At 61.5% G+C, this 15,298-nt stretch carries 11 protein-coding genes; 4 read left to right on the top strand and 7 right to left on the bottom strand.

Annotated features, from left to right (window positions below):
• Positions 1–15: 15 nt before the first annotated feature.
• From secB to A8C75_RS20340, 3 genes are all read right to left on the bottom strand, one after another.
• Positions 16–507 carry a protein-export chaperone SecB gene (gene secB / locus A8C75_RS20350; protein WP_067386189.1) on the bottom strand — a complete coding sequence of 164 codons (492 nt, stop codon included), beginning with the start codon at positions 505–507 and terminating at the stop codon, positions 16–18.
• Between the two features lie 101 nt (positions 508–608).
• The gene (gene grxC / locus A8C75_RS20345; RefSeq protein ID WP_067386188.1) at positions 609–860 is read right to left on the bottom strand and encodes a glutaredoxin 3; all 252 of its coding nucleotides are present in this window, start codon (positions 858–860) and stop codon (positions 609–611) included.
• A 5-nt stretch (positions 861–865) separates the two neighbouring features.
• On the bottom strand, positions 866–1,279 hold the full coding sequence (locus A8C75_RS20340; protein ID WP_067386187.1) for a rhodanese-like domain-containing protein: 414 nt from the start codon (positions 1,277–1,279) through the stop codon (positions 866–868).
• Between the two features lie 224 nt (positions 1,280–1,503).
• Between A8C75_RS20340 and gpmI the strand changes: the two genes are divergently transcribed.
• The 4 genes from gpmI to A8C75_RS20320 are packed head-to-tail and all read left to right on the top strand — an operon-like array spanning position 1,504 to position 6,431.
• Positions 1,504–3,054 (top strand): 2,3-bisphosphoglycerate-independent phosphoglycerate mutase, encoded by a 1,551-nt coding sequence (gene gpmI, locus A8C75_RS20335; RefSeq protein ID WP_067386186.1) that lies wholly within the window; start codon positions 1,504–1,506, stop codon positions 3,052–3,054.
• A 30-nt stretch (positions 3,055–3,084) separates the two neighbouring features.
• Complete coding sequence (locus A8C75_RS20330; RefSeq protein ID WP_067386185.1) at positions 3,085–4,215, top strand: murein hydrolase activator EnvC family protein; 1,131 nt, start codon at positions 3,085–3,087, stop codon at positions 4,213–4,215.
• A gap of 60 nt (positions 4,216–4,275) precedes the next feature.
• Positions 4,276–5,601, top strand: coding sequence for a S41 family peptidase (locus A8C75_RS20325; RefSeq protein ID WP_227819975.1), 1,326 nt, complete (start codon positions 4,276–4,278; stop codon positions 5,599–5,601).
• Complete coding sequence (locus A8C75_RS20320) at positions 5,601–6,431, top strand: divergent polysaccharide deacetylase family protein (RefSeq protein WP_067386184.1); 831 nt, start codon at positions 5,601–5,603, stop codon at positions 6,429–6,431. The genes A8C75_RS20325 and A8C75_RS20320 overlap by 1 nt, the downstream gene beginning before the upstream one ends.
• A 14-nt stretch (positions 6,432–6,445) precedes the next feature.
• Here the strand turns inward: A8C75_RS20320 and astB are convergent, their stop codons facing one another.
• The 4 genes from astB to A8C75_RS20300 all read right to left on the bottom strand — a co-directional run bounded on the left by astB (position 6,446) and on the right by A8C75_RS20300 (position 15,201).
• Entirely contained in the window at positions 6,446–7,783 is a 1,338-nt protein-coding gene (gene astB / locus A8C75_RS20315) for an N-succinylarginine dihydrolase (protein ID WP_067387554.1), read from the bottom strand.
• Between the two features lie 29 nt (positions 7,784–7,812).
• Entirely contained in the window at positions 7,813–9,060 is a 1,248-nt protein-coding gene (locus tag A8C75_RS20310) for a hydrolase (protein ID WP_067386183.1), read from the bottom strand.
• 85 nt (positions 9,061–9,145) lie between these two features.
• Positions 9,146–10,363, bottom strand: a complete 1,218-nt coding sequence (locus A8C75_RS20305) for an aspartate aminotransferase family protein (RefSeq protein WP_067386182.1) — start codon at positions 10,361–10,363, stop codon at positions 9,146–9,148.
• Between the two features lie 23 nt (positions 10,364–10,386).
• Positions 10,387–15,201 (bottom strand): NAD-glutamate dehydrogenase, encoded by a 4,815-nt coding sequence (locus A8C75_RS20300; protein ID WP_067386181.1) that lies wholly within the window; start codon positions 15,199–15,201, stop codon positions 10,387–10,389.
• Between the last annotated feature and the right edge of the window lie 97 nt (positions 15,202–15,298).

The following is a 15,298-nucleotide window of genomic DNA, read 5'->3' as shown; positions in this document are numbered from 1 at the left end:
CTATAAGCCGGGGGCTCAGTGTGCCTGAGGCTCGCTTTCGGCGGGCTGAGCGGCTTTCTGCTGCATCTGCTGCGCGTACAGGGCATCGAAGTTCACCGGCGCCAGCATCAGTGCCGGGAAGCTGGCCTTGGTGGCCAGGCTGTCGACCGATTCACGGGCGTAGGGGAACAGGATGTTGGGGCAGAAGGCACCCAGGGTATGGTTCAGTTCGGCGTCGGCCAGACCTGCAATCTGGAAGATACCCGCCTGCTGAATCTCGATCAGGAAGGCGTTGTTGCCATCGTTCTTGGCCGTTACGGTCAGGGTCAGAATCACTTCGTAGTGATTCTCGCCCAGGGTACGGGTACGGGTGTTCAGATCCAGATTGATTTCTGGTTTCCACGCCGACGTGAAGATCGCGGGTGTGCCCGGGGCTTCCAGCGATACGTCTTTCAGGTAGATCCGCTGTACCGAAAATTGCGGTCCTGTGGCTTGCTGTGCGCCGTTCTGTGCGTTTTCTTCAGCCATGTTGTGTGCTCCTTGTGTATGCGTGAGTTCACTGCCATCAAAACAGGGTCAGTGTATTGCTGTGCCCGAGTGGCAGGGAGGCTGGACGCCACCCGGGTTGATCAGGCCAGCAGCTTGTCGAGCTTGCCCTGTCGCTCCAGGGCGTAGAGCTCGTCGCAGCCGCCGATATGGTTTTCACCAAAGAAAATCTGCGGCACGGTGCGCTGACGGCTGCGCTGCATCATTTCGGCGCGCTTGGCCGGTTCTTTGTCGACATTGATTTCCGTATAGGTCGCGCCTTTGCCATCGAGCAGCATCTTGGCGCGAATGCAGAACGGACACCAGGCGGTGGTGTAAATAAGGATATCGGTCATGGTGCTCACTTTATGACGGGCAGGTTCTGGCCCTTCCATTCGGTCATGCCGCCGCTGAGGCGGGTGACCTGTTCAAAACCGGCCGCGGTCAGCTTCTTGGTAGCACTGCCGGCGGTCTGGCCCAGGTTGCACACGACTATGACCGGTCGCGACTTGTATTTGTTCAGTTCCCCGATACGGGTATCAAAATCGGCGATGGGCAGGTTGACCGCATCGGTGATGTGTCCTGTAGCCCATTCCTTTTTGGCACGGACATCAATGACAACGGCGTCCTGCTTGTTGATCAGCATGACAGCCTCATTGGGCGTGACAGATGTGCCGGACTTGCGGCTTTCATTCCAGAGTAGCATGGCCAGGGTCAAAACCCAGGCAGCGATCAGGTAGGGGTGATTGACAACAAATTCGAACAGGTTTTCCATCGTGAATTCCGTTAACTACGCCTGATTTCGCAAATGCTCGAGTCTGAATTTTGCAATTGCACTGAAAATTAGCGGCTAAGTATACAATGCTGACTGCGGCGGCATAAGGGGAAGGGTGATGATAGCCGCGATTGGCCTGCCGGGGCGCTCTGCTCAGTCGCAATAGGGGCTAATACACAGTAAAATGGCCGCTTCGCAAACCCGATCCGGACATCAGAACTTCCATGACTGCCACTCGTATCCCCAAAGCACTGATCATTCTCGACGGCTTCGGCATCGAGCACACAGCATCCTCCGCCATCGAAGCCGCACAGACCCCCACCTGGGATGCTCTGCTGGCAGCCAATCCGAATTCCCGCATCGAAACCTCCGGCCTGGCCGTAGGCCTGCCCGACGGTCAGATGGGGAATTCCGAAGTGGGGCACATGAATATTGGTGCCGGACGCACGGTTTATCAGAACTTCACCCGTATTTCCAAGGCCATCAGTGACGGCGATTTCTTTGACAACAGCGTGATCTGCGCCGCGATGGACAAGGCGATCAGCGCCGGCAAGGCGGTGCATGTGCTGGGGTTGCTGTCGCCAGGCGGCGTGCACAGTCATGAAGAGCACATGCTGGCACTGCTGGAAATGGCGGCAGCACGCGGCGCCAAGTCGGTTTATCTGCACGGGGTGCTGGATGGCCGCGACATGCCACCACGCTCGGCTGAACCCTCTATTGCCAAGGTCGAGGCCAAGCTTGCCGAAATCGGTGTGGGAGCGATTGCCACCCTGGTGGGGCGTTACTATGCGATGGACCGGGACAACCGCTGGGATCGGGTAAAGGTTGCCTATGATGCCATGACGCTGGGCCAGGCACCGCAGCGCTTTGAGTCCGCCCAGGCGGCGCTGGCGGCAGCCTATGAACGCGGCGAGAACGATGAGTTTGTCCAGGCTACGGTACTGACCGATGCCGCTGGCAAGCCCCGGGGGACCATCTGCGACGGCGACGCCGTGATCTGTGCCAACTTTAGGCCGGACCGCTCGCGGGAAATTACCCGCGCCCTTGTGGATCAGGACTTCGATGGTTTTGAGCGCAGCGCGCATCCGGCCCTGGCCGAGTACGTGATGATGACCGAATATGCAGCCTCCATCGATTGCGCCTGCGCCTATCCGCCGGCCAGTATCAGCAACGATCTGGGCGAATACCTGTCGGGCCTTGGCAAGACGCAGCTGCGTATTTCCGAAACCGAGAAATATGCCCACGTCACCTTCTTCTTCAATGGTGGTCGCGAGGAAGTCTACCCCGGCGAAGAGCGCATTCTGGTGCCCTCTCCCGATGTCGCTACCTATGACCTCAAGCCGGAAATGAGTGCGCCTGAAGTCACCGAAAAGCTGTGCGAAGCCGTTCGCAGTGGCAAGTACGACCTTATCGTCTGCAATCTGGCCAACGGCGACATGGTGGGCCATACCGGCAAGTTCGATGCTGCGGTCAAGGCCTGCGAAGTCATTGACGACAGCATTCGCCAGATTCTGGCGGCCATGCGTGAAGTGGGCGGCGAAACCCTGATCACCGCCGATCACGGCAATGTCGAATTGATGGTCAATCCCAAGACGGGTCAGCCCCACACCGCCCACACCAACTGGCCGGTCGCACTGATCTACGACGGCCCCCGTGTCGCTCAGGTGGGTCTTGCCGACGGTGCCCTGTGTGACCTGGCGCCCACGCTGCTGGCCCTGATGGGGCTGGAACAGCCGCGGGAAATGACCGGCAAGTCCCTGATAACAAGGGGCTGATCCTGCCGGGGCCGCCCCAGGAATCCCATGATGATGCGTATACTAATGTTGGTGCTGCTGGTTCTGCAGGGCAGCCTGCTGATGGCAGCGGACAAGCAGGCCACCGAGGCGCAGATTCAGCGGCTGCAGAAAGATATCAGTGCCCTGCAGAACTCTATCAAGGGGCAACAGGGCGAGCGCAAGACGCTGCAGCAGACCCTGCGCGACAGCGAAGCCGAGATCGGTCAGCTGGGCAATCAGCTGGCCGAGCTCGAGCAGAAGCTGGGCCAGCTGGGTAGTCGGGCCGGTGACCTGGAACAGCGCCGTGATGCGCTGCGCGCGTCTCTGACAGCCAGTACGGATCAGTTGCAGCGCCAGCTGCGCAAACAGTATCGCCTGGGTAATCAGCCACGCCTGCAACTGCTGCTTAACCAGGGTGATCCGGCCCAGATCGATCGTATGCTGCACTACTTCGACCTCATCAACGGGGAACTGGTGGCGCAGCTGACGCTCTATCAGCAGCAGCTGACGGAGCTTGAAAGCACCGAGTCGGCGCTGGATGACACCCAGGCCGAGTTGCTGGCAAGGCGCAATGAGCTGGAAAGCCGGCAGCAGCGCCTGGGAGCGGTGCGCGAAGAGCGCAAGGCCACCCTGGCCAAACTCGCCAAATCGATTGATTCCAAGCAGGGCAAGCTCAAGGGTCTGGACAGCGATCGCAAGCAGCTTGAGTCGGTGCTGGCACAGATCGAAAAGGCGCTCAAGGCGGCGAAAATGGCGCGTGAAGCCCGTTCGTTGCCGGATCTCAAGGGCAAGCTGTCCTGGCCGGTGGACGGGCGCCTGGTGCGGGCCTTTGGCAACACAGACTCGGGTGTCAGCTATGACGGCCTCCTGATCGCGGCCCAGGCCGGGCGGGAAGTGCGTGCGGTGCATCAAGGCCGGGTGGTATTCTCGGACTGGCTGCGGGGCTACGGCCTGCTGCTTATTATCGATCATGGCGGCGGCTACATGAGCCTCTATGGCCACAACCAGCGGTTGCTGAAGGAGCCGGGCGCCTGGGTTGATGCCGGTGACGCCGTGGCGACCGTGGGCAACAGTGGCGGCTATACTGAGCCAAGCCTCTATTTTGCGGTACGTTTTAACGGCAAGCCGACGGACCCGGCGCGCTGGCTGGCCGGGCGCTAGCGCCAGGGTCTTTTGTTAGAGCTGATCCATTTCCGGTGTGACTGAATTAAGGATGCTGTTATGAAGTTGTTGACTCATGCACCTGAACTGCTGAACAGGATGTTCGGTGCGCTGCTGTTGTCTGTCTTTCTGGCAGCGCCTGTCTTCGCTGACGACGTACCTCAACAGGATGGCGAGGATATGCTGGCCGAGGCGCCGACCTTGCCGTTGGAAGAGCTGCGCCTGTTTGCCGAGGTATTCGAGCGTATCAAGACCGCCTATGTTGAGCCGGTGGATGATGCCAAGCTGCTGGAAGATGCCATTCGCGGCATGATCGCCGGGCTCGATCCGCATTCATCCTACCTCGAGGCCGATGCCTACCAGGACCTGCAGGAGTACACCAGCGGCGAATTTGGCGGCCTGGGGCTGGAAGTGGGACAGCAGGACGGCTTTATTCGCGTGATTGCTCCCATCGATGATACGCCGGCTCAGCGCGGTGGCGTTAAGGCGGGCGATCTGATCATCAAACTCGACGAAACACCGGTGCAGGGGCTGTCGCTCAACGAGGCCGTGGCGCTGATGCGCGGCAAGCCGAACGAGCCCATCGTCCTGACCATCGTGCGCGAGGGGGTTGAAAAACCCTTCGATATCACACTGATACGCGATCGCATCAAGGTCGCCAGCGTCAAGCATCGCCTGCTGGAGTCGGGTTACGGTTACCTGCGGGTGTCCCAGTTCCAGGTGAATACCGGCAAGGAACTCGCCAAGGCGATCAAGTCGCTGGAAAGCACGACCCCGCTGCGTGGCCTGGTGCTGGATCTGCGCAACAATCCCGGCGGTGTGCTGCAGGCGGCCGTTGAGGTCAGCGACGCCTTTATCGACGAGGGTCTGATTGTCTATACCGAAGGCCGTTTGGCCAACTCTGAACTGCGTTTCAACGCCAGCGCGGCCACGGTGGCCCCCAGTGTACCTATGGTGGTGCTCATTAACGCAGGCTCCGCTTCGGCGTCCGAAATCGTGGCCGGTGCGTTGCAGGATCACAAACGTGCGCTTGTGCTGGGTACCGACAGCTTTGGCAAGGGGTCGGTGCAGACCATTCTGCCGCTGACATCGGACCGTGCCGTCAAGCTCACCACCGCACGTTACTTTACCCCCAATGGCCGCTCCATTCAGGCCCAGGGCATAGTGCCGGATATACGGGTGGATGAGGCCGAGGTACGCAATCTGGATAACGCCGAAGGGGTCAAGGAGAGCGACCTGAGCGGTCATCTGGAGAACGGTAACGGCGCCGCCAAGGCCATAACAGGGGCCAATGCCAAGCTGGTGGAACAGGACTTCCAGCTGTTTGAAGCCCTGAATCTGCTCAAGGCGCTGGTGATTCTGCAGCCACCGCTCAAGCAGGGCTGATGCGCCGACGCGCCTTGCTGGCAAGTCTTGCTGCCCTGGCGGGCGGGGCTGCTCTGCCGGCGCTGGCCCGGGTGCCGGGCCTGGGTAATGTTGAACAGCCGCGCCTGCTGCTGGTGATCGACGATGTGGGACACAGTCTCGCCTCCGGTCGCCGCACCCTGGCGCTGCCGGGCCCGCTCAATTGTGCCTTCCTGCCCCACTCTAACCACGGCCGTACCCTGGCGCAGGAAGCCCGCGCCCTGGGCAAGGGCGTGATGCTGCATGCCCCCATGGCCAACAGTCAGCAGCTGGCCCTGGGCCCGGGTGCTCTGACGCCGGATCTCGACAAGGCCGAACTGCAGCGCATTCTGCGCGATGACCTGGATGCGATTCCCCACGCCGCCGGCGTGAACAATCATATGGGCAGCCTGCTGACATCCAGCCGTGCGCCCATGGAGTGGGTGATGGAGGTACTGCGCGAACGCGGTCTCTGGTTTGTCGACAGCCGCACCACCGCCAGTACCCTGGCCTGGCAGGTGGCGCAGGAACAGGGGGTGCCTTCACTGATGCGTGATGTCTTTCTGGATCATGAGCAAACGCCGGAGTTCGTGCACCGCGAGTTCCGCCGCGGCCTCAAAATTGCCCGACACTATGGCTCCGCACTGCTGATCGGCCACCCCCATGATGTGACCCTGGATTATCTGCACGAGGCGCTGCCGCTGCTGGACGAGCTGGGTTTTCAGCGTCTGACGGTATCTGCGTTTTTGCAGCAGCAGGCGGATTTTCGAAGCCTCAATTCCGCCGACCCACGCTTGATAAATACCCACCGCCGTCACTGGGGCATGGGTTAGACGGCCGTGTAGTACTAGCGCTGGAATGGGTAGACGTTGCCCAGTTGCAGAATGCGGGTCAGCTCATCCAGTGCGGTGCGCGATTCCAGCAGTAGCTGCGGGTCGGCCAGATCCTTTTCGTCCAGCCGGTCGCGGTAATGCGCATCGACCCAGCTGTTGAGCATAGTGAACAGCATTTCGTTCATCAGTGTGCCGGGGTTGACCGCCGCCCGTTCGGCCTCGTTCAGCACCACCCGCAGGCGCAGGCAGGCGGGCCCGCCACCATTGCTCATGCTCTGTTTCAGATCGAATATCTTCAGCTCGTCGATACCGCTGTCGGTGTCAGCCACAAGCGCCTGCAGGTACTGCCAGACCGGCGCCATCTTCTGGCTCTCCTGGGGTATCACCAGCAGGGTGCGACCGTCGGGCAGCGACAGCAACTGGCTGTTGAAGAGGTAGGACTGCACCGCCTGCTGCACCGAAACCGCGTGGCTGGGCACCTCTATGATGCGAAAATTCCCCTGCATGGCCTGGGTCAGCTGCTGCTTGACGTCGGCCTGATCCATAAAGGCCTGCTCGTGGCAGAACAGCAGGTTGCGGTTACCGACGGCGATCACATCGTTGTGAAACACGCCCTGGTCGATCACCTCCGGGTTTTGCTGGGCATAGATGACATAGGGCGGGCTGAGCTGGTGCTTGCGCACTATCGCCTGGGAAGCTTCGAAGGTCTGGCGGGCTGGAAACTTCTGTGGCTCAGGTTGGCTGCTGTCGAAGGCATGGCGCCCGAACACGAAGAACTCGATACCGCGCTGGCCATAGTCGTGACAGAAGCGACTATGGTTGGCGGCGCCCTCATCACCAAAATGCTCGGCGCCGGGCAGCGCGCTGTGGTGCTTGAAGTGGCGCTCATCGGCAAAAGTGGCGGCCAGAATGCGCCCGGTGGTTTCGTGCTCGATGGAGCGGTGAAACTTGTTGGTGAGATTGGCCGGGGTGAAGTGCACCCGGCCATCCTGAGTATCAGCACTGGGGGACACAGTGGCGGCGTTGGCTGTCCACATGCTGGAGGCCGAGCAGCAGGCCGCCAGAATGCGGGGTGAGTGTTGGGCGGCCTGCGACAGCACCTGGGCATCAGTACCGCCAAAGCCGAGCCTGCGCAGGGTATGAATATCGGGCCGCTCCTGGGGTGCCAGTACGCCTTGCACCAGCCCCAGGTCGTGCAGGGTCTTCATCTTGACCAACCCCTGCCTGGCCGCGAGTCTGGGGTTGGATGCCTGGGCCCTGTGCTGGTCCGAGGCGATGTTGCCGAAAGACAGGCCGCTGTAGTTGTGGGTCGGCCCGACCAGGCCATCAAAGTTGGCTTCGCAAGCGGTCATGGAGCCCTCCTTCTGTTGAGTACCCTGCATCAGCGCGGCTTCCGGTATTTGCCGAGCGTGCTGTCGAGCGCGCCATCGGCCAGTTGCAGCAGTATCAGGGTGCTGAGTTTGGCGCGTGCAGTGAAGCTGCTGGCGTACATGAACTCGTCGCTGCTGTGAATCTTGCCGCCCTGGACCCCCAAAGTATCGATATTGGGGACACCGGCGGCGGCAAGATTGTTTCCATCGCAGCAGCCTCCGGTGGGCTTCCACTCCAGTGTCATGCCCAGCTGTTCACCGCAATCGCGGGCCAGCTCGAACAGTGCGAGGTTGGTGGCGGACAGTTGCTTGGGTTTGCGACCGAAGGCGCCGTGCAATTGCAGGCTGATGCCGTCGCGGCTGTTGATGCTGGCACTGAGGCGATCCAGCTGTTCGAGGCACCAGGCTTCGTCGTCGGCCTGGCCGATACGGATATTGAACCTTGCCATGGCCTGATCCGGCACTACATTGACGGCGCCACCACCATGGATGAATCCCGGGTTCAGCGTGATGCCTTTACGCTGGCCGTTGAGGTCGTCCAGCGCACTGACAAAGTCGCACAGTGCCCGCACGGCGTTGCGTCCCAGGTGATGCTCACGCCCGGCGTGGGCGGCCAGGCCCTGTACCGTGACGCTGAAATTGCCGCTGCCCTTGCGCTCGCCCGCCAGGTTGCCATCCGGCAAGCAGGGCTCGTAGATCAGCCCCAGATCGCAGCGCGAGGCGGCTTCGCTAATCAGCGGGGCTGAGCTTGGTGAGCCAATTTCCTCATCCGGATTGAACAGTATTTCCCAGCCAATACGGTCGCTATAGGGGCTGCGCTCCAGTGCCTCTATGGCTTTTAGCATCACCATCAGGCCGCCCTTGAGGTCCGCGACCCCGGGCCCATTGAGGGTGTTGTCATCAAGCCAGCGCACTGACTGGAATGGGTGGTCCGCCGCGAATACCGTATCCATGTGACCACAGAAAAAAACCTGCAGTGGTGCCTCGGGTCTTTTGCGGATGCGCAGCGCATCCCCCAAGGGGAATAGCTGCTCCTCGCCCTGGTCGGTGATGAGGCGATAGGGCGCCACCGGAAGCACCTCCACAGTGCCGCCGAGCGCACTGCAATAGCGCTGCAGGGTTTCGCGTACGCGGTTGACGCCGGCGTGGTTGAGGCTGCCGGAATTGATGGCGGCCAGCTCCAGGGTGCGAGACAGCATGTTATCGTGCTGGCTGTCGAGCCAGTCAATCCAGGGGCTGTGGGCAGGGTTGAGTTTCATGGTGGTCTCGTCCTGTGGAGTCTGGCATTGGCGTCACGGCGGTCGAGAGGGCGACCCTAAAAGGGTCACCCGGTTTGGTACGGGGTTACTGAGCGGCCAGTACCTGCTCGATAGCCGTTTCCAGTTTCGCCATGGCGGCGCTGATATCCTCATCGGGGATGACCAGAGATGGCGTGAAGCGCAGCACGTTGGGGCCGGCCATCAGGATCAGCAGGCCCTGGGCACGGGCCGCGGCGAGAAACTCACCGGCCTTGCCATGCCAGGCGTCGATCAGCTCGGCTCCGATCAACAGGCCTGCGCCACGTATCTGCTTGAAGATGCCCAGCTTGTCGCCGATACGCTGCAGCTGATCTGCAATAAGGGCATGTTTGCGGCCAACGTCGGCCAGCAGCGCGGGGTCGCTGACGATGTCCAGTACCTTGCCAGCCACGGCGCAGGCCAGGGGGTTACCGCCGAAGGTGCTGCCGTGGGCGCCAAAGCCAAAGCTGGCGGCGATCTCGGCGGTAGTCAGCATGGCTCCGATGGGGAAGCCGCCGCCCAGGCCCTTGGCGCTGGTGAGGATGTCGGGCGTCACGCCCATATCCATGTAGGCAAACAGCTTGCCGGTACGGCCAATGCCGGTCTGGATTTCATCGTAGATCAGCAACGCATTGTGCTGATCGCACAGTTCGCGCACCGCCCGGGTGAATTCCGCCGTGGCCGGGATAATGCCGCCTTCGCCCAGAATGGGTTCCATCACGACCGCGCAGGTACGCTCTGAAATGACCGCTCTGAGCGCCTCTATATCGTTGTAGGGCACGTGGGTAATGCCGCCGGGAGCCGGTTCAAAGCCCTGGCGATACTTGGGCTGGCCACCGACGCTGACGGTAAAGAGGGTGCGGCCATGGAAGGACTGTTCGAAGGCGATGATTTCGTGTTTCTGCGGGCCCACATGGTCGTAGGCATATTTGCGTGCCAGCTTGAAGGCCGCTTCGTTGGCCTCGGCGCCGGAGTTGGCAAAGAAAACCCGTTCGGCAAAGGTCTGCTGGGTCAGCTGCTGGGCCAGCGCCAGCGCCGGCTCATTGGTGTAGACGTTGCTCAAGTGCCAGAGTGTGTCGGCCTGATCCTTGAGTGCCTGCACCAGTTGTGGGTGACAATGGCCCAGCAGGTTGACGGCGATACCGCCGGCCAGGTCAATATAGTCGCGGCCTTCCTGATCCCACAGGTGCGAGCCCAGGCCGCGCACCGGAACTATGGCCTGGGGTGCGTAGTTGGGCACCATTACTTCATCAAAGGTTTGCCGGTTTACCGGGGTACTTGTCATGGCTGTCCTCTCAAATGATTCCATTACAGATTGCGCAGGTTGCTCAGTTCCCGCACGGCGACAGACAGCATGGGCAGGTCCGGTGTGTCGCTGTTGCGTATCTCACTAAACAGCTGTTGCAGGTGTTGCAGGATGGGCCTGCTCTGGGCCTGCCAGTGTTGCAGGCGCTGATCCAGATCATCGCAGTTTTTGATGCCGCTGAGTACTGCTGTGCAGGCCTGGGCAAGGGCGCCATCGACTTCCAGTGACAGGGCGCGGCGGGCCTTGCGCTGCCACAGGTCCCGTTCGGGCAGTGCCAGGATCATTTTGCGCAGCGGACTCAGTTCCAGATGCTGTTCCAGGGTGAAGTAGACGCGACTCGCCGTCTTGCTGTCCTGGTCACTTTTCAGGCAGAGCGCGACTATTTCCAACCCGCGGGAGAGGTTGGACAGGGTCGCCAGGCGCTGGGCCAGAGCGGCGGGCAGCCCTGCGTCCTGCAGGGTCTGGCCTTCGTGCTGCAGGTGCTCCTGCTCGGCGGTATCAAGGTAGGGCAGCAGCACATCGCTCACCTCTGTGACACTGTTGCCGTAGCGTGCCAGCAGGTCGGTGATGTCCAGGTTGTTGCCGTGGTTGCGTAGCACCCAGAGGCTGGTGCGTTCGAGCAGCGAATGGATGCGTAGCAGCTGGCGGCGGAACAGGCTGTCATCGAGCTGGCTTTCAAAGCACTCGAGCTCGCGCCAGATGGCGGGCATGTCCAGTAGCTGGTGGGCGACCATCCAGGCGCGCACCGCATCCAGGGCGCTGCAATGGGCTTCGCCCCGCAGGTAGGTGACCAGGGTTGAGCCCATGCGGTTGCAGATCAGGTTGGTGCAGTGGGTGGCGATCAGCTGCGGGTGCAGCGGGTGCTGCTGCAGCGCGGCTCCGAAGCGCTGCTGGATCACATCGGGGAAGTAGTTGTGCAGCTCCCGGGCCAGCCAGGGGTCGTCGCCGATGCCATCCTCGATCAGCTGGTCGCACAGCCACAGCTTGCTGTAGGCCAGCAGTACCGCAATTTCGGGGCGGGTCAGGCCCTGGCCGCTGCGTGCCAGTTCATCCAGTTGCTCGTCGCTGGGCAGGTATTCCAGTTCGCGGTTGAGACGGCCGGCCTTTTCCAGCTGCTGCATCAGGCGACGGTGGTCGTTGATGCGCCTGGGCGCGACCTGGTTGGCGGCGCTGAGAATCTGGCACTGACCGTAGTTATGCCGCAGCACCAGACGGGCGATATCCTCGGTCATGCTTTCGAGCAGTGGATTGCGCTCGTCTGCATCGAGGGTGCCGGCGATCACCTGCTGGTTGAGCAGGATTTTCAGGTTGACCTCGTGGTCGGACGAATCCACGCCGCCGGCGTTGTCGATGGCGTCGGTATTGATCAGGCCGCCGTGGCGCGCGAACTCGATACGTGCGCGCTGGGTCAGGCCCAGATTGCCGCCCTCGCCAATGACCTTGAGGCGCAGCTCGCTGGCGTCCACCCGCAGATTGTCATTGTTGCGATCGCCCACCTGATCATGGCTCTCCTGGCTGGCCTTGATGTAGGTGCCGATACCGCCATTCCAGAGCAGATCCACAGGCGCTTTGAGGATCACCCGGATCAGCTCGTTGGGCGTAAATCGCGTCTGTTCGGTGCCCAGCGCCGCTTTGGCCTCGGGGCTCAGGTCTATATGCTTGGCGCTGCGCTTGTAGAGCCCGCCGCCAGTGGAAATGAGGCTCTGATCATAGTCCTCCCAGCTGGAGCGCGGCAGTTCGAACAGCCGCTTGCGTTCCTGCCAGCTGGAGTCGGCATCGGGGGTAGGGTCGATAAAGATATGCTGGTGGTTGAAAGCGGCCACCAGGCAGATATGCCGTGACAGCAGCATGCCGTTGCCGAAGACATCGCCGGCCATGTCGCCGACACCCACCACGCTGAAATCTTCGCTCTGGCAGTTGCGGTTCTGTTCACGAAACAGGCGCTTGACCGACTCCCAGGCGCCACGGGCGGTGATGCCCATCTTCTTGTGGTCGTAGCCGTTGCTGCCGCCGGAGGCAAAGGCATCACCGAGCCAGAAGCCGTATTCGGCGCTGATGCGGTTGGCGATATCGGAGAAGGCCGCGGTGCCCTTGTCGGCCGCCACCACCAGGTAGGGATCCTGGCCATCGTGGCAGATGACGTTGGCGGGCGTGACGATCTCATCGCCAACGCGGTTGTCGGTGATGTCGAGCAGGCCGCGGATAAAGGTCTCGTAGCAGCGGATCACCTCGGCCTGGATGGCGTTGCGATCGCCGCCTGCGGGCAGCTGTTTGGGCACAAAGCCACCCTTGGCGCCGACTGGCACTATCACCGAGTTCTTCACCATCTGCGCCTTGACCAGCCCTAGCACTTCGGTGCGGAAATCCTCGCGCCTGTCGGACCAGCGCAGGCCGCCGCGGGCGATGGGGCCGGCCCGCAGGTGTACGCCCTCGACCCAGGGTGCATAGACGAAGATCTCGAACGCCGGGCGTGGCTCGGGGGCGAAGTTCAGCGCACGGGTATTGAGCTTGAAGCTCAGATAGCCTTTTTCCCGTTCTTCATCGGCCTGGTAGTAGTTGGTGCGCAGCATGGCGTTGACCACGCCCAGGTAGTGACGCAGGATGCGGTCCTCGTCGAGGTTGTCGACGGTTTCCAGCGCGGCCAGGATATCGGCCGCCAGCAATTGCCCCAGCGCCTTGCTGCCCGGCGGTGCCTGGGGGTCGAAGCGGGCAGTGAAGAGTGCCAGCAGCTGACGGCAAATCTGCGGATTGCGGTACAGCGCCTGCTCGATATAGTGCTGACTGAACGGCAGGCCCAGTTGCAGCAGGTATTTGCACAGGGCCCGCAGCAGTGTGACCTGATGGTAGGAGATGCCGGCGCGCAGAATCAGTTGATTGAAGCGATCGTCTTCCAGTTCGCCATAGTAGGTGCGGATAAAACTCTGCTGGAACTGTTCGCGCAGGGCGCTGTTGCCGAGGTCAAGTTCGGTTTCGCTGTCCAGGCGAAAATCGATGATCCAGAACGCCTGCTCGTCCTCCTCACCGATGGCGTAGGGGGAGGCATCCAGCACCCGAACACCCAGGTGCTCCAGGATCGGCAATACATCGGACAGCGCCAGGCTGTGGCCGCGCCCCAGCACCTTGAAACGTACGTGGCCTGTGTCGGGGCGGTACAGCTGGGTGGTCAGGGCTGCGTGCAGGGCGCTGAGCTCGCGAATATCAGCCACCGCGGTACGGGGGCTGTGGTCTTCGCGGTAGGCGGCGGGGAATAAAGGCCCAAAACGCTCAAACAGCCGATTGGCCTCGGCTTCGTCAAAATTGTGCAGCAGCGCCTGATGCAGCTTGTCCTGCCAGCTCTGGATGGCATCGGCGATCAGGCTGCGCAGCAGGTCACGGTTATACTCCTGGCGATGCGCCTGCTTGCAGTGAATGCTGAACTGGATCATGGCCAGCGGCTGCTCGCTCAGGCGCACGCTGTATTCGGCGCTGTGCCCCTGCAGCTGGCGCAGCAATATGTCCTGCACGCGGATGCGAACATCGGTGTTGTACTGGTCCCGCGGCACCAGCATCATGACGTTGATAAAGCGGCCGTAGGTATCGGGGCGCAGAAAGACGCCAAAGCGGCGTTGTTCCACGCACTCCAGCATGCCGTTGATAGTTTCATGCAGCTGTTCGTAGCTGGCCTGCAGCAGTTCGTCCCGCGGGTAACCGTAGATGATATGGCGCAGCGCCTTGTAGCCGTGGGTGTCGCTTGGCATGCCGGAGGCATCCAGCAGTCGCTGCACGCGCTGGCGAATGCGTGGAATCTGGGTAATGGGTGTGTCATAGGCCTTGCTGGAATAAAGCCCGAAAAAACGCCACTCACCTGTTACCTGGCCTTCGGGTGATGTCTTTTTTACGCCAATGTAATCGAAGTGCGCCTGCTGCTGCACGGTAGAGCGGGTGGATGACTTGGTCAGCACCAGCACCTCCGGTGCCTCCAGCTGACGGCTGAGGTGGTCGTCCAGCTCCAGGGTGCGCTGGGACTCGGAAATGGGATCGCGAAAGCAACCCAGACCGCTGCCGTCCTCGTAGTGCAGGCGGTAGCGTTTGCCTTCGATGGCCTCGACCCGGTAAAAGCGAAAGCCGACAAACAGGAAGTAGCCATCGGCCATCCAGCGCAACAGCTCCACCGCCTCCTGGTTGTCCTCGCACAGGTTGCAGGCATCGCTGTTCTCGCACCAGCTGGCGGCTTCTTCAACCCGTGCCAGCAGGGGTTTCCAGTCGGCTACGGTGTAGCGCACATCGAGCAGCACCTGCTGCAGGCGTGACTCCAGATGTTCCAACACCTGGGGGCTGGTCTGGCGATCGACTTCAAAACGCACCAGTGTTTCAACGATCTGACCGGGCGCATCGCCACTGTTGTCGCACAGCTGCAGCAGCCGCCCCTGCTCATCGCGTTCAACGCGGTATATCGGATAGATCTGACGGTGGATCGGCAGCCCCTGGCGGGCCAGCTCGGTGGCGCAGCTGGCGACGATGAAGGGCATGTCGTCCATGACAATTTCAATCACGCTGTGGGAGCTGTGCCAGTGATCCTGTTGTGGGTCCGGATTATAGGCGCGGATCAGGGTCTGCTGGGGAGCGCGTTGCTGCAGACTGTGCCAGATGTCGAGCAGGGCGCCGTAGCGGTCTTCTGCCGTCATGGCGCTGTTACCGGTGGCTTCATCGGCCTGGGGATGGAATACATGATTGCTGAGGCGTTGCAGCTGTGCGGCCTCGTGGGCGGTGTGTCGGGCACTGATCAGCGCCTGCAAGTCGGTTGTTACGCGGCTGTGGTGTGCAAAGTTCAGGGCCATGGCTCTCTGTCTTGTTATCCTGTGGGCCCGCTAAGTATCAGTCAGGATTGCGGACTTCGACAGGAGCCAGAGCGGATAAGTGTATTCAGCGGCCATT

This window comes from Marinobacterium aestuarii (assembly GCF_001651805.1).
Taxonomy (GTDB): domain Bacteria; phylum Pseudomonadota; class Gammaproteobacteria; order Pseudomonadales; family Balneatricaceae; genus Marinobacterium_A; species Marinobacterium_A aestuarii.
The sequence above is the reverse complement of the archived record's forward strand: the minus strand, read 5'-3'. Positions and strand labels throughout refer to the sequence as shown.